Source organism: Streptomyces sp. YS-3 (assembly GCF_045257485.1).
In the GTDB taxonomy this organism is placed as follows: domain Bacteria; phylum Actinomycetota; class Actinomycetes; order Streptomycetales; family Streptomycetaceae; genus Streptomyces.
Map to the genome: position 1 here is coordinate 12481 of NZ_JBJHPC010000002.1, position 20628 is coordinate 33108.

The following is a 20628-nucleotide window of genomic DNA, read 5'->3' on the forward strand; positions in this document are numbered from 1 at the left end:
CGTCAGCCCTTGGCGGCCCGGGCGGCGAGCCGGTTCGAGAGGGCCTCGACACGGGGCCGCAGCCGGGTGTTCTGGAAGGCCCGGATGCGCCAACGGCCGTCCGCGCCACGGACCATGACGTACGTCTGCACGGAGAGCGCCCGCCGCGAGGGCCTGCGCGCCCGGCCCTTGAGCACGCCGCCGCGCGCGTGGACGAGGGCGACACCGGGGGCGGGGAAGTCCGCGGCGGTGATCTCCGCGTACAGCCGTGAGCCCTTGAGGACGCCGTCGAAGAGGCCCCGGTGCCCTTCGACCACCGCCTCGCGGCCGATGAGGCGGCCCCCGAAGAAGGTGACGTAGTCGGCGTCCTCGGTGAAGTGCGACCCGTACGCGTCGGCGTCGCCCCAGGCGAGGCGGTGATCCTCGAACAGCGCGCGGACGGAGTGGAGGTCGGCGTCGGTGGCGGGGGCGGTCGGAGCGGGCATGGCTGTCTCCCGGGCTTCGGATACGATTGACTGCACGCATGCAATATATGCAGGCATGCATGTGTTAGGCAATCCCCCACGAGGACAGGACCAGCCATGCCGGACCGGAAGAGAGCGCGGGAGACCGAGGACCTGCTGCGGCGAGGCGCGGGCACGTACCGCGCGTATCTGACCGCCGTCGTCCTGCACGGCCAGGCCGCCGCCGACGTCCTCGGCCAGAACCCGACCGACCTCTACGCCCTCAACGTCCTGGAGCTGGCGGGGCCGCTCACCACGGGGGCGCTCGCCGAACGGATCGGACTGACCCAGTCCGCGACGACCCGGCTGGTGGACCGGCTGGAGAAGGCGGGCCGGCTGCGCCGCACCCCGGACCCGGCCGACCGCCGGCGGGTGGTGGTCGAACCGGTCCCGGTCCCGGCGGAGGAGGACGAGCAGGCGTTCGGCGCCGCGCGCCGGCGGATGGCGGAGGTGTTCGGCGGCTTCGACCCGGACGAACTGGCCGTCCTGTTCCGCTACTTCGAGGCCGCCGCCCCCGCACTGCGGGAGGCGACGGCCGAGACGAAGGGGGTGCCGCCGGCGGGGGTCGGCCGGTGACGGCGAGCCAGGTGGCGCGGGACTTCTGCCACTCGGGGCGGGCGAGTTCCCTGGCCTCGGCCCCGTCCCCGTAGAGTTCCGCCGACCCGGCGTCCGTGATCAGCTGGGCACCGACAGATCGGAGACGGCGGACGCGAGGCAGCCGGGCCGACCGGGGTCGCGCACCGCCCCGTCCGCCCCCTCCCCGACAACGCGAAAGGACCCCCGGCACCATCCGGCACCAGGGGTCCCCCACATCGCACAGACGGGATCAGACGTTGAACCCCAGCGCACGCAGCTGCTCGCGGCCGTCGTCCGTGATCTTGTCCGGGCCCCACGGCGGCATCCAGACCCAGTTGATCTTGAGTTCGTTGACGATGCCGTCGGTCGCGGCCTTCGCCTGGTCCTCGATCACGTCGGTCAGCGGGCAGGCCGCGGACGTCAGGGTCATGTCGAGTGTGGCGATGTTGGCGTCGTCGATGTGGATGCCGTAGATGAGGCCCAGGTTGACGACGTCGATGCCCAGCTCGGGGTCGACGACGTCGTACAGCGCCTCACGGACTTCTTCCTCCGAGGCCGGCTTCAAGGTGGCCTCTGCGTTCTCGGTCATGCGCTCTTCCTCTCGGCTTCGGCGCCCAGCGCCTGGGCCGTCGCGTCCTTCCAGGCCATCCAGCTCAGCAGAGCACACTTCACGCGCGCGGGGTACTTGGAGACACCGGCGAACGCGACCGCGTCCTCCAGCACCTCCTCCATCGCGTCGTCCGGCTCCAGCTGGCCCTTGGACTGCATCAGCTCCAGGAAGGTCTCCTGGATGCGCCGTGCCTCGTCGAGCTCCTTGCCGACCAGCAGGTCGTTGAGGACCGAGGCGCTGGCCTGGCTGATGGAGCAGCCCTGACCCTCGTAACTGATGTCCGAGATCTGCGAGCCCTCGTACTTCACCCGCAGGGTGATCTCGTCCCCGCACGTCGGGTTCACGTGGTGCACCTCGGCGTCACCGTCCCGCAAGCCCCGCCCGTGCGGATGCTTGTAGTGGTCCAGGATGACGTCCTGGTACATCGAATCCAGCTTCACAACGAATTACCTCGCGTCCCTGCAATCGCTCGCCGCACGTCTCGACCCCTAGCCGAAGAAGTTCCGTACGTGCTCCAGACCGTCCACCAGGGCGTCGACCTCGGCCGGCGTGGAGTACAGATAGAAAGACGCTCGCGTGGTCGCGGGAATTCCGTAGCGCAGGCAGGCCGGGCGCGCGCAGTGGTGGCCCACGCGGACCGCGATGCCCTCCTCGTCGAGGACCTGGCCCACGTCGTGCGGGTGGATGTCACCGAGCGTGAAGGAGATCGCGGCGCCCCGGTCCTCGGCCGTGGTGGGGCCGATGATCCGCAGGTCCGGGACCTCCAGGAGGCGCTTGACCGCGTACTCCGTGATCGCGTGCTCATGCGCGGCGATCTTGTCCATGCCGATCGCGGAGAGGTAGTCCACCGCCGCGCCCAGGCCCACGGCCTGCGCGATCGGGGGCGTGCCCGCCTCGAACTTGTGCGGCGCAGGCGCGTACGTCGACGAGTGCATCGAGACCGTCTCGATCATCTCGCCGCCGCCGAGGAACGGGGGAAGGTCCTCCAGCAGCTCCTGGCGGCCCCACAGCACGCCGATGCCCGTCGGGCCGCACATCTTGTGGCCGGTGAAGGCCACGAAGTCGGCCTGGAGGGCCTGCACGTCCAGCGGCATGTGCGGCGCGGCCTGCGAGGCGTCGATGCACAGCAGCGCGCCGACCTCCTGGGCACGCCGGACGATCGCCTCGACCGGGTTGACGGTGCCCAGCAGGTTGGAGACCAGCGTAAAGGAGACGATCTTCGTCTTCTCGGTGATGATCTCTTCGATGTTGGAGAGGTCGAGACGACCGTCATCGGTGAGACCGAACCACTTCAGCTTCGCGCCGGTGCGCTGCGCGAGCAGCTGCCACGGCACGATGTTGGAGTGGTGCTCCATCTCCGTGATGACTATCTCGGTCTCGTGGTCCACCCGGTAGGGCTCGTCGGCCCAGCCCAGCATGTTGGCGACCAGGTTGAGCGACTCCGAGGCGTTCTTGGTGAAGATCACTTCGTCGCGGCTGGGCGCGTTGATGAACGCGGCGACCTTGTCACGCGCGCCCTCGTACAGCGCCGTGGCCTCCTCGGCCACCGTGTACACACCACGGTGGACGTTGGCGTTGTGCCGCTCGTAGTACTCGTTGAGGGCGTCGAGCACCTGGCGCGGCTTCTGCGAGGTGGCCGCGCTGTCGAGGTACACGATCTTCTTCCCGTCGTGGACCACACGGTCCAGGAGGGGGAAGTCCTTACGGATCGCCTCGCTGAGGAGATCGGACTCAGTAAGGAGGCCCGGCAGATGTGTCACTCGGATACGCCGCCCTTCGTGTAAGCCTCGTAGCCCTCGTTCTCCAGCTTGTCGGCGAGCTCGGCGCCGCCGGACTCGGCGATGCGGCCGTTCGCGAACACGTGCACGAAGTCGGGCTTGATGTAGCGCAGGATGCGCGTGTAGTGCGTGATCAGCAGCGTGCCGACCTCACCGGTCTCGCGGACGCGGTTGACGCCCTCGGAGACGACGCGCAGGGCGTCGACGTCCAGACCGGAGTCGGTCTCGTCGAGGATCGCGATCTTCGGCTTGAGGAGCTCCAGCTGAAGGATCTCGTGGCGCTTCTTCTCACCACCGGAGAAGCCCTCGTTGACGTTGCGCTCGGCGAAGGCCGGGTCCATCTGGAGCTGCTCCATCGCGGACTTGACCTCCTTCACCCAGGTACGCAGCTTGGGGGCCTCGCCGCGCACGGCGGTGGCGGAGGTGCGCAGGAAGTTGGAGACCGAGACACCGGGGACCTCGACCGGGTACTGCATGGCGAGGAAGACGCCGGCGCGGGCACGCTCGTCGACGGACATCTCCAGGACGTTCTCCCCGTCCAGGGTGACCGTACCGCCGGTGATCGTGTACTTGGGGTGACCCGCGAGCGAGTACGCGAGGGTGGACTTGCCGGAGCCGTTGGGACCCATGATGGCGTGGGTCTCGCCCTGCCTCACGGTCAGGTCGACGCCCTTGAGGATCTCCCGGGGGCCGTTCTCGGCTTCCACGGTGACGTGCAGGTCGCGGATTTCAAGCGTTGCCATGGGGACTTAGTTCTCCTGGGATACGGAGACGAGCACATCGTCCCCTTCGATCTTTACGGGGTATACGGGCACGGGTCGCGTCGCGGGGAGGCCGGACGGCTTGCCGGTGCGCAGGTCGAAGCTGGAGCCGTGCAGCCAGCACTCGATCTGGCAGTCCTCCACCTCGCCCTCCGACAGCGAGACGTTGGCGTGCGAGCAGATGTCGTTGATCGCGAACACCTCGCCCGCCGTACGGACGACCGACACCGGCGTGCCGTCGAGCTCCACCCGCCTGGGGGTGTCCTCTTCCAGCTCGCTCAGTGCGCAGACGCGGACGAAGGCGCTCATCAGACGGACGCCTCCAGCTCCGCCTCGATCTTGGCGAGCAGGCGCTCCTCGACGTCCGCCACACCGACCTGCTGGACGAGCTCGGCGAAGAAGCCGCGCACCACCAGCCGGCGGGCCTCGGTCTGCGGGATGCCGCGCGCCATCAGGTAGAAGAGCTGCTCGTCGTCGAAGCGGCCGGTGGCCGAGGCGTGACCGGCGCCGGCGATCTCGCCGGTCTCGATCTCCAGGTTCGGCACGGAGTCGACCCGGGCGCCGTCGGTCAGCACCAGGTTGCGGTTCATCTCGTAGGTGTCGGTGCCCTCGGCCTTGGCCTGGATGAGGACGTCACCGATCCACACGGCGTGCGCGTCGTCGCCCTGGAGGGCGCCCTTGTACACGGCGTGGGACTTGCAGTGCGGGGTGTTGTGGTCGACCAGGAGGCGGTGCTCCTGGTGCTGGCCCTTGTCGGTGAAGTACAGCCCGAAGAGCTCGGCCTCGCCGCCGGTGCCCGCGTAGGAGACGCGCGGGTGCAGCCGGACCAGGTCGCCGCCGAAGGTGACGACCACGGACTTGAAGGAGGCGTCCCGGCCGACCAGCGTGTTGTGCTGGGCGACGTGGACGGCCTTGTCGTCCCAGTCCTGCACGGAGACGACGGTCAGCTTGGCGCCGTCGCCGAGGACGAAGTCCACGTTGGCGGCGAGCACCGCGTCACCGGTGTGGTCGATGACCACGACGGCCTCGGCGAACGCGCCGAGCTCGACGACCTGGTGCGCGTAGACCGTGCCGCCCTCGCCGTGCACGGCGATACGGATCGGCTCGCTGAGGACCGTCTCCTTGGGGACGGTCACGACCGAGGCCTTCTCGAACGAGGAGTAGGCCTGGGCGGCGACCCGGTCCACCGGCGTGCCGGCCCGGCCGAGCCGGGCGTCGTCGCGGCCCACCGTCTCGACGATGACGCCCTCGGGGGCGCTCACCTCGACGCGCAGCCCGTCGCCGGTCGCGACGGCGGTGCCGTCGTGCAGCCCGCGCAGCCGGTCCAGCGGGGTGAACCGCCACTCCTCCTCGCGGCCGTGCGGCACGGGGAAGTCCGCCACGTCGAAGGACGGGGGCGCGCTCATGCGCGTGGCGACGGTCGACTCTGCGGCCACCGCGATCGAGCCGGCGGTGGTGGAGCCAAGCGGTGGGGGTCCCCCCTGACCGAGCGGAGTCGAGGTCTTGGGGGAGTTCTGAGCCTCAGCCATGGCTGTCGTAGTGCTCTCTTCCTAGATCAGTCTGCGTTCGCTGCTGCGGGGACGGTGGCCTGGCTAGCCGACCGAACCCTCCATCTGCAGCTCGATCAGCCGGTTGAGCTCCAGGGCGTACTCCATGGGCAGCTCCTTGGCGATCGGCTCGACGAAGCCGCGCACGATCATCGCCATCGCCTCGAACTCCGTCAGACCGCGGCTCATCAGGTAGAAGAGCTGGTCCTCGGAGACCTTGGAGACGGTCGCCTCGTGGCCCATGGACACGTCGTCCTCACGGACGTCGACGTACGGGTAGGTGTCGGAGCGGGAGATCGTGTCGACGAGCAGCGCGTCGCACAGCACGTTCGACTTCGATCCGGCCGCGCCCTCACCGATCTCGACCAGACCGCGGTACGAGGTGCGGCCACCGCCGCGCGCCACCGACTTGGAGACGATGTTGGAGGACGTGTTCGGCGCCATGTGGACCATCTTGGAGCCGGCGTCCTGGTGCTGGCCCTCGCCCGCGAAGGCGATGGACAGGGTCTCGCCCTTGGCGTGCTCGCCCATCAGGTAGACCGCCGGGTACTTCATGGTGACCTTGGAACCGATGTTGCCGTCGATCCACTCCATGGTCGCGCCCTCGTACGCCACGGCGCGCTTGGTGACCAGGTTGTAGACGTTGTTCGACCAGTTCTGGATCGTCGTGTAGCGGCACCGGCCGCCCTTCTTGACGATGATCTCCACGACGGCGCTGTGCAGCGAGTCGGAGGAGTAGATCGGGGCGGTGCAGCCCTCGACGTAGTGGACGTAAGCGTCCTCGTCCACGATGATCAGCGTCCGCTCGAACTGGCCCATGTTCTCCGTGTTGATACGGAAGTAGGCCTGGAGCGGGATGTCGACGTGGACGCCCTTGGGCACGTAGATGAACGAGCCGCCGGACCACACCGCGGTGTTCAGCGACGCGAACTTGTTGTCGCCGACCGGGATGACGGTGCCGAAGTACTCCTGGAAGAGCTCCGGGTGCTCCTTCAGCGCGGTGTCGGTGTCGAGGAAGATGACGCCCTGCTCCTCCAGGTCCTCACGGATCTGGTGGTAGACGACCTCGGACTCGTACTGGGCCGCGACACCGGCGACGAGGCGCTGCTTCTCCGCCTCGGGGATGCCGAGCTTGTCGTACGTGTTCTTGATGTCCTCGGGCAGGTCCTCCCAGGACTCCGCCTGCTTCTCCGTGGACCGCACGAAGTACTTGATGTTGTCGAAGTCGATGCCCGACAGGTCCGAGCCCCAGTTGGGCATGGGCTTCCTGTCGAACAGACGCAGGCCCTTGAGGCGCAGCTTCAGCATCCACTCGGGCTCGTTCTTCTTCGCCGAGATGTCGCGGACGACGTCCTCGGAGAGCCCGCGCTTGGCGGTGGCACCCGCCGTGTCGGAGTCGGCCCAGCCGTACTCGTACGTGCCCAGGCCCTCGAGTTCGGGGTGGGCAGTCTCCGTGGGGAGAGTCATGCGGGGTTCCTCCCGGCCGTGCTTGTGGATGCTGATTCGGTGTCGTGCGGGGTCTGTGGTGCGCTGTGCGGGATGAACGTCGTGCACACCCCGTCGCCGTGGGCGATGGTGGCCAGACGCTGCACATGGGTTCCGAGCAGGCGGGAGAAGAACTCCGTCTCCGCCTCGCACAGCTGCGGGAACTGCTCGGCGGCGTGCGCGACCGGGCAGTGGTGCTGGCAGAGCTGCTCGCCCCGTCCGGGGAGGGGCGCACTGCGCGCCGTAGCAGCGTACCCGTCGGCGGTCAAGGCCCTGGCCAGCGCCTCGGTGCGCTCCTCGGGCGGCGCCGCCTCGACGGCCTCGCGGTAACTCTCGGCCTGGGCCTCGACGCGGGCGCGCGCGAAGGCGACGACGGCCTCCTCGCCCGCGGACCGCTCGATCCAGCGGAGCGCGTCCACGGCCAGCTTGTCGTACGACTGGTCGAAGGCGTCCCGCCCGCAGTCCGTGAGGGCGAAGACCTTGGCGGGCCTGCCACGGGTCCGTGCCCCGTACACCCGCTGTTCGCGGGCGACGACCACGTCGTCGGCCACGAGGGCGTCGAGGTGGCGGCGGACGGCGGCCTGGGTGAGTCCGAGGCGCTTCGCGAGGTCCGCGACGGTGGAGGGGCCGTGATCCAGGATGGAGCGCGCGACCCGGTTGCGGGTGGACCGCTCACCGGTCGCGATCTCCTCCTGCGGAGCCTCGCCGACGTTTTTCACAACACCATTGTTGCGTAATTCCTCAGAGCCTGACAAGCCACGTCCCGATCATCGGGCGGTGCGGTGCATCACTTAGGCCTACCTAAGCTGACCTGCGGAAACGATCTCTGATCGATCACCTGACGGACCCGGGAACAAAGGGCCGCCCACCCTGTGACCTCGGCGTATGACCGCCTCACCATCCCGCTCGCACCCCCGGGACGAGGCCCGGCGGGCCGGGTCCGGCCGGGGCTCGCGCGGACCGTCCGGTGGCCGGAAATCGAAGGTCGCACATCCGCGCGTCCATGCCTCCGTACGACCCCCTCCCCCGGTCCGGAGCCCCGCGCGCGCTGCCTAGACTTGCCCGTCATGAAGAGCGAGTCCGTCGTCCAGGTCAGCGGCCTGGTCAAACGGTACGGATCGAAGACCGCCGTGGACGGCCTCGACCTGCGGGTCGCCGCCGGGACCGTCACCGCCGTCCTCGGTCCCAACGGTGCCGGCAAGACCACCACGATCGAGACCTGCGAGGGCTACCGCAGACCCGACGCCGGCACCGTCCGCGTCCTGGGCCTGGACCCGGTCACCGAGGCCGAGCGGCTGCGCCCGCGCATCGGGGTGATGCTCCAGTCCGGCGGCGTCTACCCCGGCGCCCGCGCCGAGGAGATGCTCCGCCACATGGCGAAGCTGCACGCCCGCCCCCTCGACGTGCCTGCGCTCATCGAGCGCCTCGGCCTGGAGAGCTGCGGGCGCACCGCCTACCGCCGTCTCTCCGGCGGCCAGCAGCAGCGCCTCGCCCTCGCCATGGCCGTGGTCGGCCGCCCCGAGCTGGTCTTCCTCGACGAGCCGACCGCGGGCCTGGACCCGCAGGCCCGCCGCGCCACCTGGGACCTGGTGCGGGAGCTGCGCGCCGACGGCGTCAGCACGGTCCTGACCACGCACTTCATGGACGAGGCCGAACAGCTCGCGGACGACGTGGTGATCGTCGACGCGGGCAAGGTCGTCGCCCAGGGCTCACCCGAGGCGCTCTGCCGGGGCGGGGCCGAGAACACCCTGCGCTTCACCGGCCGCCCCGGCCTCGACCTCGCCTCCCTTCTGAAGGCGCTGCCCGACGGCACGGCCGCGGCCGAGCTCACCCCCGGCGCGTACCGCATCAGCGGCACCGTCGACCCCCAGCTGCTGGCCACCGTGACCTCCTGGTGCGCCCAGCACGGTGTGATGCCCGACGGCATCGCGGTGGAGCGCCACACGCTGGAGGACGTCTTCTTGGAACTGACCGGCAGGGAGCTGCGCCGATGAGTGTCGGTACCGGTACGTACACCCCGGACCCGGGGGCCGCGCCCGTCGGCCGGATGATCGGCGCGCAGACCGCGCTGGAGACGCGGATGCTGCTGCGCAACGGCGAGCAGCTGCTGCTCACCGTGGTCATCCCGACGCTGCTGCTCGTGCTCTTCAGCGGCGTCGACATCATCGACACCGGCGAGGGGAAGTCCGTCGACTTCCTCACCCCGGGCATCCTGGCGCTCGCCGTGATGTCCACCGCCTTCACCGGCCAGGCCATCGCCACCGGCTTCGAGCGGCGCTACGGCGTGCTCAAGCGGCTCGGCGCCTCGCCGCTGCCGCGCTGGGCGCTGATGACCGCCAAGACGCTGTCGGTGCTGGTCACCGAGGCCCTCCAGATCGTCCTGCTGACGGTGATCGCCTTCGCACTCGGCTGGTCGCCGCACGGCAACCCGTTCGCGGTGCTGCTCCTTCTGGTGCTCGGCACGGCCGCCTTCTCCGGGCTCGGACTGCTGATGGCGGGCACCCTGAAGGCCGAGGCGACGCTCGCCGCGGCCAATCTGGTCTTCCTGCTGCTGCTGGTGGGCGGCGGGGTCATCGTGCCGATGGACAAGTTCCCCGGCGGCGTGCAGACGGCGCTGGGGCTGCTGCCCATCTCGGCGCTCTCGGACGGGCTGCGGGACGTGCTCCAGCAGGGTGCCTCGATGCCCTGGGGCGACCTGGGTGTCCTGGCGGTCTGGACGGTCCTGGGGCTGGGCGCGGCGGCGCGGTTCTTCCGCTGGGAGTGAGGCGCGCGCACAGGGGCGGCGACCCCTCGTGAAAACATGCACAAACGGAGCCCTACGATAGAGCCCATGCCGAACGTGACCCGAGCCGAAGCGGCTCAGGCGGTGCGCAACCCGCTCGCCTTCATCGCCGAACGGTGGACGCCGTCCCCGCGGACCGTCCAGCGCGCGGCGCTCGCCGCCGTCGTCATGGCCGTCGTCATCGTGGTGACCGGCGGCGCGGTACGGCTCACCGGGTCCGGGCTCGGCTGCCCGACCTGGCCCAAGTGCACCGACCAGAGCCTGGCGCCGACGGGCGAGATGGACTTCCACAGCGCCGTCGAGTTCGGCAACCGGATGCTGACGTACGTGCTGTGCGCGGCCGTCGGCTGGGCGATCGTCGCGGCCCGGGCCGCGAGCCCCTGGCGGCGCGGCGTCACCCGGCTGGGCTGGGCACAGTTCTGGATCGTCATGGGCAACGCGGTCCTGGGCGGCATCGTCGTCCTGGTCGGCCTCAACCCGTACACCGTCGCGGCGCACTTCCTGCTCTCCACCGCGCTCCTCACGGTCGCGATGACGACCTGGCAGCGCGTCCGCGAGGGCGACGGCGCGCCGCGCCCGCTGGTCGGCGGCGCCGTGATCCAGCTGACCTGGCTCCTGGTGGTCGCGGCGGGCGCGCTGGTCGCGGTCGGCACGGTCGTCACCGGCGCCGGGCGCCACGCGGGCGACTCCAGCGACGTGGACCGCATCCCGCTGAACTGGACGATGATCAGCCAGCTCCACGCCGACCTGGCGTGGGTCGTGGTGGCCCTCACGGTCGCGCTCTGGTTCGTCCTGAAGGCGGTCGACGCCCCGAAGGGCCCGCGCGACCGGGCCCGCGAGCTGTTCCTGGTGCTGATGGGCCAGGGGATCATCGGTTACGTCCAGTACTTCACCAAGACCCCCGAGGCCCTGGTCGCGCTGCACATGCTCGGGTCCTGCCTGGTGTGGATCGCCGTGGTCCGGGTCCTGCTCTCGCTGCGCGAGCGCCCGCACACCGCCGTGCCGGTCCCGGCCCAGTCAGACCCCGCGCTCACCCGCGCCTGACAGCCCGTACACCCGCCGGGCGTTCCCCGCCCCGATCATCGCGGCGACCCGTTCCGCGTCGTCGCGCGCCCACGCCCCGTCGGCCACCCACGCGCCCAGCACCCGTCCCAGCGCGTGGGTGAACAGCCGCGCGCCCACCACGTGCAGTTCGGGCAGGCCGCGCGCGCCGCTGGAGTAGAGCAGCTTGCCGAACGGCGCCAGCTCCAGGAGCTCGGCCAGCACGTCCGCGGCGCGCGCGCCGGTGCGCACCAGGGCCGGCCCCACATCCGCGTACACATGCGGGAACACGCTCGCCAGATGGGCCGCCTGGCGGTGGTACGGATAGCCGTGCAGCAGCACCAGGTCCGTGCCGAGGCCGCTGGTGGCGGCGGCGAAGGAGGCGAGCCCGCTCGCGTCGTCCATGCCCAGCCGCAGCTGGAGCGGGCGGCCCGAGGCGACCGCGCTCCACAGCAGATGGCGCAGCAGCACCGGGTCCTCCAGCGGCTCCTGGATGCGGCGCCGGGTGAGCCAGCGCCCCGCCGCCCCGCGCACCTCGCCGGGGCCGGGCGGGGCCGGGTCGAGGTGCCGGCGTACGGCCGTCACGGAGAGGAAGGCGACGGCGGAGGCGGCGGCGGTGTGCACGGCCTCGGCGAGGTTGGCGAGGAAGGCGTCGACCGTGCCGGAGGTGTCGGCGACCTGCTCGGCCAGCGGTTCCAGCCGGACGATCTCATGGGCGTCGGCGGCCCCGGCGGCGGCCAGCTCGCCGGGCCCGGTCAGATCCCCGGGCGGACTCGTGTCGACCAGATAGGTGGACACACCCGAGCCCCGCAGCAGCCGTCTGACGGTCTCCAGGACGCCCAGCTCGCGTCGGCGGGCCAGATAGCGGGCCGGGGTGCAGTGCGCCTCCAGGCCCAGCAGCGGCGGGCACCAGCGGCGCACCGCGAAGCCCGTCTGGGTGTCGAAGAACGTGGTGCCTGGGGCGGGCGGGGCGCCGGTCCTGCCGAGCTGCGTCTCGAACGTGCCGAGCCCCAGCTCGGTGCGGAGCACCCCGTGGCAGTACTGGTCCACCAGGTCCGGCTGCGGCACGGCGTCGATCATCCGGGGCTCCCTGGGTGGTGTGCTTCCACCTCACTAACGGGTGAGCCCCGGATGAGTGTTGCTGTTGCCGTTCAGCCGTTCTTAGGACCGCCGAGCTGGATGCCGGCCATCCGGCTCCACTCGTACCGGCCGGTCTTCACCTTGGCGGCGAACTCGCCGTCGAAGTCCTCGTGGAGGGTGATGCCGGCCTTCTCGACCGCGCTCAGCGCGATGGCGTGGCTGGGGGCCACCAGGTCGCCCCAGCCGCCGTCCTCGCCGACCAGCACGATCCGCGCGCCGCGCTGACCGATGTACGCGACCTGGCCCTCGGCGCCGCCGTGCTCCTTGGCGAAGTGGCCGATCTGCTTGGCGAGGCGCGCGGCCCGCCGCTCGGCCTTGGCGGCCTGCTTCTCGTCAACCTGGGTTTCTGCCATGTCCAGGATGCTACTCGCGAGTAGATCCAGATGCGACGGGAGGGCCCCGTGGCCTGTGCCACTGGACCCTCCGGTCGGGAAGAGCGGGTGCCTACCGCAGGAACGGGTCCACCGCGACCGCCACGAAGAGCAGCGACACATAGGTGATCGACCAGTGGAACAGCCGCATCTCCTTGAGCTTCCCACCCGTCACGCCCGCCTTGGCGCGGTTCTGGAGGCCGTGCGCCTCCCACAGCCACCAGCCGCCCGAGACCAGCGCCACCGCCGTGTAGAACCAGCCGGTGTAGCCGAGCGGGGTCAGCAGCAGCGAGACGGCGACCATCACCCAGCTGTACGCGACGATCTGGCGGGCCACGACCCGGTTGGAGGCGATGACCGGCAGCATCGGGACGCCCACGCGCGCGTAGTCGTCCTTCACCTTCATCGACAGCGGCCAGTAGTGCGGCGGCGTCCAGAAGAAGATGACCAGGAAGAGGATGACGGCGGCCCAGGACATCGAGTCCGTGACGGCCGACCAGCCGATGAGGACCGGCATACAGCCCGCGATGCCGCCCCAGACGATGTTCTGCGAGGTGCGGCGCTTGAGGATCATCGTGTAGACGACCACGTAGAAGAGCAGCGCACCGAGGGACAGCGCGGCGGACAGCCAGTTGACGAGCAGTCCGAACCACAGCGTCGAGACGACCGCGAGGGTGATGCCGAAGGCGAGGCACTCGCGCGGCGAGACCATCCCGGTCACCAGGGGCCGCTGCGAGGTGCGGTCCATCAGCGCGTCGATGTCCCGGTCGATGTACATGTTCAGCGCGTTGGCGCCGCCCGCCGAGAGGTAGCCGCCGACGGTGGTGGTCAGCACGAGCCAGAGTGACGGAACGCCCTGCTCGGCCAGGAACATCACCGGAATGGTGGTGATGAGGAGCAGTTCGATGATCCGCGGCTTGGTCAGTGCCACGAACGCCTTGACGCGGGCCCCGAACGGCCGATGGGCCCCCGGGCTGGGAGTCAAGACGACCCCTGCGGGTCGGGACTCGACGGCCGTCACGCACACCCCTGACAGAGAATTCCCAGCAAGTCCCGGGGCAATCGGTCGGATGGGCCCGGACGTTCCGGGCAAGAGAACCCGGTGAAGACTTGCGCGTACCACGCCACTGTAGACGTTGCCCAGACGCCGCCCTTCGCGGGGGTGGGCTCGTGTTGGCGCCGGGTCGCGAAGACTGCGCCGTGAGGCGGAAGTGACCGGTCTTGGGCACTCTGGAGTGTGTGTCCCAACCCGTGGGCAGTCGAAAAAATGAGCGTTCCGGCGGGGGTAGGCTCGACAACGCCCGGTGCGCCCACAGTCACCGGGAACGAACATGTGGAGAGGAGCCCTGACACAGGGTGAGCACCAAGCCGACCACCACAGACCTTGAGTGGACCGAACTGGACCAGCGGGCCGTAGACACCGGCCGCGTCCTGGCCGCGGATGCTGTACAGAAGGTCGGCAACGGCCATCCTGGTACGGCGATGAGCCTGTCCCCGGCCGCGTACACCCTCTTCCAGAAGGTGATGCGCCACGACCCGGCGGACGCCGACTGGACCGGACGCGACCGCTTCGTGCTGTCCGCGGGCCACTCCTCCCTGACGCTGTACGTCCAGCTCTACCTGGCCGGGTACGGCCTGGAGCTGGACGACCTGAAGGCGTTCCGCACCTGGGGTTCCAGGACCCCGGGTCACCCGGAGTACGGCCACACCACCGGCGTGGAGACGACCACCGGCCCGCTGGGACAGGGTGTCGCCAATGCCGTGGGCATGGCCATGGCCGCCCGCTACGAGCGCGGCCTGTTCGACCCGGAGGCGGCCCCCGGCACCTCCCCGTTCGACCACTTCGTCTTCGCCGTCGCGGGCGACGGCTGCCTCCAGGAGGGCATCTCCTCCGAGGCCTCCTCGCTCGCCGGCCACCAGAAGCTGGGCAACCTGGTCCTGCTCTGGGACGACAACCACATCTCCATCGAGGGCGACACCGAGACCGCCGTGTCCGAGGACACGCTGAAGCGGTACGAGGCGTACGGCTGGCACGTCCAGCGCGTGGCCCCGAAGGAGAACGGCGACCTGGACCCGAAGGCGCTGTTCGAGGCGATCGAGGCCGCCAAGGCCGAGACCGAGCGCCCCTCCTTCATCGCGATGCGCTCGATCATCGCCTGGCCCGCCCCGCACGCGCAGAACACCGAGGCCGCGCACGGCTCGGCGCTCGGCGACGACGAGGTGGCGGCCACCAAGCGGGTGCTGGGCTTCGACCCGGAGAAGACCTTCGAGGTCGCCGACGAGGTCCTGGCGCACACCCGTGGCGCCCTGGACCGCGGCCGTGAGGCCCGCGCCGAGTGGGAGAAGTCGTTCGCCGCCTGGCGCACCGCCAACCCCGAGCGCGCCGCCGAGTTCGACCGGATCAACGCGGGCGAGCTGCCCGAGGGCTGGGAGGAGAAGCTCCCCGTCTTCGAGACCGGCAAGGGCGTCGCCACCCGCGCCGCCTCCGGCAAGGTCCTCCAGGCCCTGGGCGCGGTCATCCCCGAGCTGTGGGGCGGCTCCGCCGACCTCGCGGGCTCGAACAACACGACGATCGACAAGAACTCGTCGTTCCTGCCGGCCGGCAACCCGCTGCCGGAGGCCGACCCGTACGGCCGAACGATCCACTTCGGCATCCGCGAGCACTCGATGGCCGCCGAGATGAACGGCATCGCGCTCCACGGCAACACGCGCATCTACGGCGGCACCTTCCTGGTGTTCTCCGACTACATGCGCAACGCGGTGCGTCTGTCGGCCCTGATGCACCTGCCGGTGACGTACGTGTGGACGCACGACTCCATCGGTCTGGGCGAGGACGGCCCGACCCACCAGCCGGTCGAGCACCTGGCCTCGCTGCGGGCCATCCCGGGCCTGAACGTGGTCCGCCCGGCGGACGCCAACGAGACCGCCATCGCCTGGCGCGAGATCCTCCGGCGCTACACCAAGGTGTTCGGCAAGGGCGCCCCGCACGGCCTGGTGCTGACCCGCCAGGGCGTGCCGACGTACGAGCCCAACGAGGACGCGGCCAAGGGCGGTTACGTGCTCTTCGACGCCGCCGGCCCCTCCGGCGAGGCCGCCGAGGCGCAGGTCGTGCTCATCGGCACCGGTTCCGAGGTCCAGCTCGCCGTCGAGGCGCGCGAGCAGCTCCAGGCGGCCGGTGTGCCGACGCGGGTCGTCTCGATGCCGTCCGTGGAGTGGTTCGAGGAGCAGGACCAGGCGTACAAGGACAGCGTCCTGCCGCCGTCGGTCCGGGCGCGGGTCGCGGTCGAGGCCGGTATCGGTCTGACCTGGCACCGGTACGTGGGCGACGCGGGCCGCATCGTCTCGCTGGAGCACTTCGGCGCTTCGGCGGACGGCAAGGTCCTCTTCCGGGAGTTCGGCTTCACCGCCGACCACGTGGCCGCCGCCGCCCGGGAATCTCTCGCCGCCGCCACGCGCTGACGCCGGTATACGAACTAGTAGGAGATGCATTTCTCATGACAGACGCACTCAAGCGCCTCTCCGACGAAGGCGTCGCGATCTGGCTCGACGACCTGTCGCGCAAGCGGATCACGTCCGGCAACCTGGCCGAGCTGGTCGACCAGTCGCACGTGGTGGGTGTCACCACCAACCCGTCGATCTTCCAGAAGGCGATCAGCCAGGGCGACGGCTACGACACCCAGCTCACCGACCTCGCGGCCCGCAGGGTCACCGTCGAAGAGGCCATCCGCATGATCACGACGGCGGACGTGAGGGACGCCGCCGACATCCTGCGGCCGGTCTTCGACGCGACCGAGGGCCAGGACGGCCGGGTCTCCATCGAGGTCGACCCGCGCCTGGCGCACGACACCCGGGCCACGGTCGCCGAGGCCAAGCAGCTGGCGTGGCTGGTGGACCGCCCGAACACGCTCATCAAGATCCCGGCCACCGAGGCGGGTCTGCCGGCGATCGCCGAGACCATCGGTCTGGGCATCAGCGTCAACGTCACGCTCATCTTCTCCCTTGAGCGCTACCGCAAGGTCATGGACGCCTACCTGACCGGCCTGGAGAAGGCCAAGGAGCGCGGCCTGGACCTGTCGAAGATCCACTCGGTGGCGTCCTTCTTCGTGTCCCGCGTGGACACCGAGATCGACAAGCGGATCGACGCGCTCGGCACCGACGAGGCCAAGGCCGCCCGCGGCAAGGCCGGTCTGGCCAACGCGCGGCTCGCCTACCAGGCGTACGAGGAGGTCTTCTCCTCCGACCGCTGGGCGGCGCTCGACAAGGCGCACGCCAACAAGCAGCGCCCGCTGTGGGCCTCCACCGGCGTCAAGGACAAGGCGTACAAGGACACCCTGTACGTGGACGACCTGGTCGCGCCCAACACGGTGAACACCATGCCGGAGGCCACCCTGGAGGCGACCGCCGACCACGGGCAGATCACCGGCGACACCGTCTCGGGCACCTACGAGCAGGCCCGCGCCGAGCTCGACGCCCTGGAGAAGCTCGGGATCTCCTACGACGAGGTCGTGCAGCTCCTGGAGGACGAGGGCGTCGAGAAGTTCGAGGGCGCCTGGAACGACCTGCTCAAGTCCACCGAGGCGGAGCTCAAGCGCCTCGCACCCTCGGAGGCGTAGATCTTGACTGCGATTCGCCCAGCGAATCCGCTTCGTGACGCCGCAGACCGACGGCTCCCGCGTATCGCGGGGCCGTCGGGCCTGGTGATCTTTGGTGTCACGGGCGATTTGTCCCGTAAAAAGTTGATGCCCGCCGTCTATGACCTCGCCAACCGCGGTCTGCTTCCGCCGGGCTTCTCGCTGATCGGCTTCGCCCGTCGCGAGTGGCAGGACGAGGACTTCGCCCAGGAGGTCCACGACGCCGTCAAGGCGCACGCGCGGACCCCCTTCCGTGAGGAGGTCTGGCAGCAGCTCATCCAGGGCATGCGCTTCGTCCAGGGCGACTTCGACGACGACGACGCCTTCGAGCAGCTGAAGTCGACGATCGCCGAGCTCGACAAGGCGCAGGGCACCGGCGGCAACTTCGCCTTCTACCTCTCGGTGCCGCCGAAGTTCTTCCCCCAGGTCGTCCAGCAGCTCAAGAAGCACGGGCTCGCCGACCAGAAGGACGGCGCGTGGCGCCGCGCGGTCATCGAGAAGCCCTTCGGCCACGACCTGATCTCCGCCCAGGAGCTCAACCAGGTCGTGCACGAGGTCTTCCCGGCGGACGAGGTCTTCCGGATCGACCACTACCTCGGCAAGGAGACCGTCCAGAACATCCTGGCGCTCCGCTTCGCCAACACCATGTTCGAGCCGCTCTGGAACCGGTCGTACGTCGACCACGTCCAGATCACGATGGCCGAGGACATCGGCATCGGCGGCCGGGCCGGGTACTACGACGGCATCGGCGCGGCCCGTGACGTCATCCAGAACCACCTCCTCCAGCTGCTCGCGCTGACCGCGATGGAGGAGCCCGCCTCCTTCGACGCGGACGCGCTCGCGGCCGAGAAGACCAAGGTCCTGGGCGCCGTTCGGCTGCCGAAGGACCTGGGCTCCAACACCGTGCGCGGCCAGTACGCGGCCGGGTGGCAGGGCGGCGAGAAGGCCGTCGGCTACCTCCAGGAGGACGGGATCGACCCCAAGTCGAAGACCGACACCTACGCCGCGGTCAAGCTGGAGATCGACAACCGCCGCTGGGCGGGCGTGCCGTTCTATCTGCGCACCGGCAAGCGCCTGGGCCGCCGCGTCACCGAGATCGCGGTCGTCTTCCAGCGCGCCCCGCACTCCCCCTTCGACCACACGGCGACGGAGGAGCTGGGGCAGAACGCGCTGGTCATCCGGGTTCAGCCGGACGAGGGCGTGACCGTCCGGTTCGGCTCCAAGGTGCCGGGCACCTCGATGGAGGTCCGGGACGTGTCGATGGACTTCGCCTACGGCGAGTCCTTCACCGAGTCCAGCCCCGAGGCGTACGAGCGGCTCATCCTCGATGTCCTGCTCGGCGACTCCAACCTCTTCCCCCGCTTGGAGGAGGTCGAGCTGTCCTGGAAGATCCTCGACCCGATCGAGCAGTACTGGGACGCCCACGGCACGCCCGCGCAGTACGCGTCGGGCACCTGGGGCCCGGTCGAGGCGGACGAAATGCTCGCACGAGACGGACGGAGCTGGCGCCGGCCATGAAGATCGACCTTACGGACACCACGGCCAGCAAGATCAACAAGGCGCTCGTCCAGGGCCGCCGCGCCGTCGGCACACCCGCCGTCGGCATGGTCCTGACCCTGGTCATCGTCACCGACGAGGAGAACGCCTACGACGCGCTGCGCGCCGCGAGCGACGCCTCGCGCGAGCACCCCTCGCGCACCCTCGTCGTCATCAAGCGCGTCTCGCGCTCGCCGCGCGACCGCACCCAGTCGCGTCTGGACGCCGAGGTGCGGGTCGGTGCGGACGCGGGCACCGGTGAGACGGTGATGCTGCGGCTGTACGGCGAGGTGATCAACCACGCCCAGTCGGTGGTGCTGCCGCTGCTGCTGCCGGACGCGCCGGTCGTCGTCTGGTGGCCGGTGAACTCGCCGACCGACCCGGCCAACGACCCGCTGGGCGCCCTCGCCCAGCGCCGGGTCACCGACACCTACACCGCCGAACAGCCGCGCGAGGAGCTGACCGCCCGCGCCGAGACCTACACCCCGGGCGACACCGACCTGGCGTGGACCCGTATCACGCCCTGGCGTTCGATGCTGGCCGCGGCGCTCGACCAGGTGGCCTGCAAGGTGACCTCGGTCGAGGTGGAGGGCGAGGAGTTCAACCCGAGCTGCGAGCTGCTCGCCATGTGGCTCGCGGACCGGCTGGACGTGCCGGTGAAGCGCTCGCAGTCCTCGGGCCCGGGCCTGACCGCCGTACGGATGGAGACGGACTGCGGTCCGATCGTCCTGGACCGCCCCGACGGCTCGCTGGCCACGCTCTCGATCCAGGGCCAGCCCAACCGCGCGGTGGCGCTCAAGCGGCGCGAGACGGCCGAGCTCATCGCCGAGGAGCTGCGGCGGCTGGACCCGGACGACACCTACGCCTCCGCGCTGAAGTTCGGCGTGGACCGGCTGGGCGAGCCCGCCGGCGAGAAGGCCCCGGCCGCCTCCGGCGGTGCGTCGAAGGGCGCGGCCAGGTCCGCCGAGGGCTCGGACGGTCCCGGCGGCTCGGACGGTCCGGAGGCTTCGGACGGTCCGGACGACTCGTCGGCCAAGCCCGCCGCGAAGAAGGCCCCGGCCAAGAAGGCGGCGACGAAGTGAGGGCGAAGTGAGCACCCCTCAACTCGTCGTCCACCGCGACAAGGAGCTGATGGCGCAGGCCGCGGCGGCCCGGCTGATCACGAAGGTCGTGGACGCCCAGGCCGCACGCGGTTCGGCGTCCGTGGTCCTCACCGGGGGCCGCAACGGCAACGGGCTGCTCGCGGCCCTCGCCTCCTCCCCGGCCCGGGACGCGGTCGACTGGTCGCGGATCGACCTGTGGTGGGGTGACGAGCGCTTCCTGCCCGAGGGCGATCCGGAGCGCAATGTCACCCAGGCCCGTCAGGCGCTGCTCGACGCGGTGCCGGTCGACCCGGAGCGGGTGCACGCGATGCCCGCCTCCGACGGCCGGTACGGCAAGGACGTCGACGCCGCCGCCGCGGCCTACGCCGAGGAGCTGGCCGCCGCGGCCCGTCCCGGCGACCACGGCGGGGTGCCGACGTTCGACGTGCTGATGCTGGGAGTCGGCCCCGACACCCATGTGGCGTCGCTCTTCCCGGAGCTGCCCGCGGTGCGCGAGACCGAGCGGACGGTGGTCGGGGTGCACGGCGCGCCCAAGCCGCCGCCGGTGCGGATCTCGATGACGCTCCCGGCGATCCGGGCCGCGCGTGAGGTGTGGCTGCTCGCTGCGGGCGAGGACAAGGCGCAGGCCGCGGCCATCGCCCTGTCCGGCGCGGGCGAGGTGCAGGCTCCGGCCGCGGGTGCGTACGGCCGTGGCCGCACCCTCTGGCTGCTCGACTCGGCGGCGGCCTCCCGGCTGCCGCGCGCGCTGTACCCGCCGGCGTCTCCCTGACATCGGCGCCGCTTGC

At 70.4% G+C, this 20628-nt stretch carries 21 protein-coding genes; 9 read left to right on the forward strand and 12 right to left on the reverse strand.

Annotation, left to right across the window (positions count from 1 at the left end):
• Window positions 1-2: 2 nt before the first annotated feature.
• Window positions 3-464 (reverse strand): SgcJ/EcaC family oxidoreductase, encoded by a 462-nt coding sequence (locus ACJA3G_RS00295; RefSeq protein WP_406550779.1) that lies wholly within the window; start codon window positions 462-464, stop codon window positions 3-5.
• Between the two features lie 96 nt (window positions 465-560).
• Here ACJA3G_RS00295 and ACJA3G_RS00300 point away from each other — a divergent pair, with 96 nt between their 5' ends.
• Window positions 561-1058, forward strand: a complete 498-nt coding sequence (locus ACJA3G_RS00300) for a MarR family winged helix-turn-helix transcriptional regulator (protein WP_406550780.1) — start codon at window positions 561-563, stop codon at window positions 1056-1058.
• A 250-nt stretch (window positions 1059-1308) separates the two neighbouring features.
• On the opposite strand, the gene ACJA3G_RS00305 is transcribed toward ACJA3G_RS00300, so the two are convergent.
• The 8 genes from ACJA3G_RS00305 to ACJA3G_RS00340 form a co-directional block, all read right to left on the reverse strand.
• A complete protein-coding gene (locus ACJA3G_RS00305; protein WP_344074290.1) occupies window positions 1309-1647 on the reverse strand; it encodes a metal-sulfur cluster assembly factor in 339 nt (112 codons plus the stop codon).
• Window positions 1644-2108 (reverse strand): Fe-S cluster assembly sulfur transfer protein SufU, encoded by a 465-nt coding sequence (sufU, locus tag ACJA3G_RS00310; RefSeq protein ID WP_358834177.1) that lies wholly within the window; start codon window positions 2106-2108, stop codon window positions 1644-1646. Before sufU ends, ACJA3G_RS00305 begins: the two co-directional genes overlap by 4 nt.
• 48 nt (window positions 2109-2156) lie before the next feature.
• Window positions 2157-3428 (reverse strand): cysteine desulfurase, encoded by a 1272-nt coding sequence (locus tag ACJA3G_RS00315; protein WP_406550781.1) that lies wholly within the window; start codon window positions 3426-3428, stop codon window positions 2157-2159.
• Entirely contained in the window at window positions 3425-4189 is a 765-nt protein-coding gene (gene sufC / locus ACJA3G_RS00320) for a Fe-S cluster assembly ATPase SufC (RefSeq protein WP_406550782.1), read from the reverse strand. The genes ACJA3G_RS00315 and sufC overlap by 4 nt, the downstream gene beginning before the upstream one ends.
• A gap of 6 nt (window positions 4190-4195) precedes the next feature.
• Window positions 4196-4516: a bifunctional 3-phenylpropionate/cinnamic acid dioxygenase ferredoxin subunit gene (locus tag ACJA3G_RS00325; protein ID WP_406550783.1), complete on the reverse strand. Its 321-nt coding sequence runs from the start codon at window positions 4514-4516 to the stop codon at window positions 4196-4198.
• Complete coding sequence (gene sufD / locus ACJA3G_RS00330) at window positions 4516-5736, reverse strand: Fe-S cluster assembly protein SufD (RefSeq protein ID WP_406550784.1); 1221 nt, start codon at window positions 5734-5736, stop codon at window positions 4516-4518. Before sufD ends, ACJA3G_RS00325 begins: the two co-directional genes overlap by 1 nt.
• A gap of 63 nt (window positions 5737-5799) precedes the next feature.
• Window positions 5800-7221 (reverse strand): Fe-S cluster assembly protein SufB, encoded by a 1422-nt coding sequence (sufB, locus tag ACJA3G_RS00335; RefSeq protein ID WP_406550785.1) that lies wholly within the window; start codon window positions 7219-7221, stop codon window positions 5800-5802.
• Entirely contained in the window at window positions 7218-7958 is a 741-nt protein-coding gene (locus ACJA3G_RS00340) for a helix-turn-helix transcriptional regulator (protein ID WP_406550786.1), read from the reverse strand. Before ACJA3G_RS00340 ends, sufB begins: the two co-directional genes overlap by 4 nt.
• 348 nt (window positions 7959-8306) lie before the next feature.
• On the opposite strand from ACJA3G_RS00340, the gene ACJA3G_RS00345 reads away from it, so the two are divergent.
• From ACJA3G_RS00345 to ACJA3G_RS00355, 3 genes are read left to right on the forward strand one after another with little or no spacing between them, the layout of a single operon-like run.
• Window positions 8307-9233, forward strand: a complete 927-nt coding sequence (locus tag ACJA3G_RS00345) for an ABC transporter ATP-binding protein (protein ID WP_406550787.1) — start codon at window positions 8307-8309, stop codon at window positions 9231-9233.
• Window positions 9230-10003 (forward strand): ABC transporter permease, encoded by a 774-nt coding sequence (locus ACJA3G_RS00350; RefSeq protein ID WP_406550788.1) that lies wholly within the window; start codon window positions 9230-9232, stop codon window positions 10001-10003. The genes ACJA3G_RS00345 and ACJA3G_RS00350 overlap by 4 nt, the downstream gene beginning before the upstream one ends.
• 57 nt (window positions 10004-10060) lie before the next feature.
• Window positions 10061-11065: a COX15/CtaA family protein gene (locus tag ACJA3G_RS00355; protein ID WP_406550810.1), complete on the forward strand. Its 1005-nt coding sequence runs from the start codon at window positions 10061-10063 to the stop codon at window positions 11063-11065.
• Here the strand turns inward: ACJA3G_RS00355 and ACJA3G_RS00360 are convergent.
• The 3 genes from ACJA3G_RS00360 to ACJA3G_RS00370 all read right to left on the reverse strand — a co-directional run bounded on the left by ACJA3G_RS00360 (window position 11039) and on the right by ACJA3G_RS00370 (window position 13600).
• Complete coding sequence (locus ACJA3G_RS00360) at window positions 11039-12142, reverse strand: amidohydrolase (protein WP_406550789.1); 1104 nt, start codon at window positions 12140-12142, stop codon at window positions 11039-11041. The genes ACJA3G_RS00355 and ACJA3G_RS00360 overlap by 27 nt on opposite strands.
• A 71-nt stretch (window positions 12143-12213) precedes the next feature.
• Window positions 12214-12555 (reverse strand): hypothetical protein, encoded by a 342-nt coding sequence (locus ACJA3G_RS00365; RefSeq protein ID WP_406550790.1) that lies wholly within the window; start codon window positions 12553-12555, stop codon window positions 12214-12216.
• A gap of 91 nt (window positions 12556-12646) precedes the next feature.
• The gene (locus ACJA3G_RS00370; protein ID WP_406550791.1) at window positions 12647-13600 is read right to left on the reverse strand and encodes a heme o synthase; all 954 of its coding nucleotides are present in this window, start codon (window positions 13598-13600) and stop codon (window positions 12647-12649) included.
• 329 nt (window positions 13601-13929) lie between these two features.
• On the opposite strand from ACJA3G_RS00370, the gene tkt reads away from it, so the two are divergent.
• Genes tkt through pgl form a run of 5 tightly spaced genes read left to right on the forward strand, consistent with a single transcriptional unit; the run spans window position 13930 to window position 20612 of the window.
• Window positions 13930-16032: a transketolase gene (gene tkt, locus ACJA3G_RS00375; RefSeq protein ID WP_406550792.1), complete on the forward strand. Its 2103-nt coding sequence runs from the start codon at window positions 13930-13932 to the stop codon at window positions 16030-16032.
• Between the two features lie 35 nt (window positions 16033-16067).
• On the forward strand, window positions 16068-17186 hold the full coding sequence (tal, locus tag ACJA3G_RS00380) for a transaldolase (RefSeq protein WP_406550793.1): 1119 nt from the start codon (window positions 16068-16070) through the stop codon (window positions 17184-17186).
• A 12-nt stretch (window positions 17187-17198) separates the two neighbouring features.
• Window positions 17199-18722, forward strand: a complete 1524-nt coding sequence (gene zwf, locus ACJA3G_RS00385; RefSeq protein WP_406550811.1) for a glucose-6-phosphate dehydrogenase — start codon at window positions 17199-17201, stop codon at window positions 18720-18722.
• The gene (opcA, locus tag ACJA3G_RS00390; RefSeq protein ID WP_406550794.1) at window positions 18719-19822 is read left to right on the forward strand and encodes a glucose-6-phosphate dehydrogenase assembly protein OpcA; all 1104 of its coding nucleotides are present in this window, start codon (window positions 18719-18721) and stop codon (window positions 19820-19822) included. Before zwf ends, opcA begins: the two co-directional genes overlap by 4 nt.
• 7 nt (window positions 19823-19829) lie before the next feature.
• Entirely contained in the window at window positions 19830-20612 is a 783-nt protein-coding gene (pgl, locus tag ACJA3G_RS00395; RefSeq protein WP_406550795.1) for a 6-phosphogluconolactonase, read from the forward strand.
• Window positions 20613-20628: the final 16 nt, after the last annotated feature.

Excerpts from the sequence above, each read along its gene's own strand:
- ACJA3G_RS00295 (WP_406550779.1), bottom strand. The coding sequence starts at position 464 with ATGCCCGCTCCGACCGCCCCCGCCACCGACGCCGACCTCCACTCCGTC.
- ACJA3G_RS00300 (WP_406550780.1), top strand. The coding sequence starts at position 561 with ATGCCGGACCGGAAGAGAGCGCGGGAGACCGAGGACCTGCTGCGGCGA.
- ACJA3G_RS00305 (WP_344074290.1), bottom strand. The coding sequence starts at position 1,647 with ATGACCGAGAACGCAGAGGCCACCTTGAAGCCGGCCTCGGAGGAAGAA.
- sufC (WP_406550782.1), bottom strand. The coding sequence starts at position 4,189 with ATGGCAACGCTTGAAATCCGCGACCTGCACGTCACCGTGGAAGCCGAG.
- ACJA3G_RS00325 (WP_406550783.1), bottom strand. The coding sequence starts at position 4,516 with ATGAGCGCCTTCGTCCGCGTCTGCGCACTGAGCGAGCTGGAAGAGGAC.
- sufD (WP_406550784.1), bottom strand. The coding sequence starts at position 5,736 with ATGGCTGAGGCTCAGAACTCCCCCAAGACCTCGACTCCGCTCGGTCAG.
- sufB (WP_406550785.1), bottom strand. The coding sequence starts at position 7,221 with ATGACTCTCCCCACGGAGACTGCCCACCCCGAACTCGAGGGCCTGGGC.
- ACJA3G_RS00345 (WP_406550787.1), top strand. The coding sequence starts at position 8,307 with ATGAAGAGCGAGTCCGTCGTCCAGGTCAGCGGCCTGGTCAAACGGTAC.
- ACJA3G_RS00350 (WP_406550788.1), top strand. The coding sequence starts at position 9,230 with ATGAGTGTCGGTACCGGTACGTACACCCCGGACCCGGGGGCCGCGCCC.
- ACJA3G_RS00360 (WP_406550789.1), bottom strand. The coding sequence starts at position 12,142 with ATGATCGACGCCGTGCCGCAGCCGGACCTGGTGGACCAGTACTGCCAC.
- ACJA3G_RS00365 (WP_406550790.1), bottom strand. The coding sequence starts at position 12,555 with ATGGCAGAAACCCAGGTTGACGAGAAGCAGGCCGCCAAGGCCGAGCGG.
- tal (WP_406550793.1), top strand. The coding sequence starts at position 16,068 with ATGACAGACGCACTCAAGCGCCTCTCCGACGAAGGCGTCGCGATCTGG.
- opcA (WP_406550794.1), top strand. The coding sequence starts at position 18,719 with ATGAAGATCGACCTTACGGACACCACGGCCAGCAAGATCAACAAGGCG.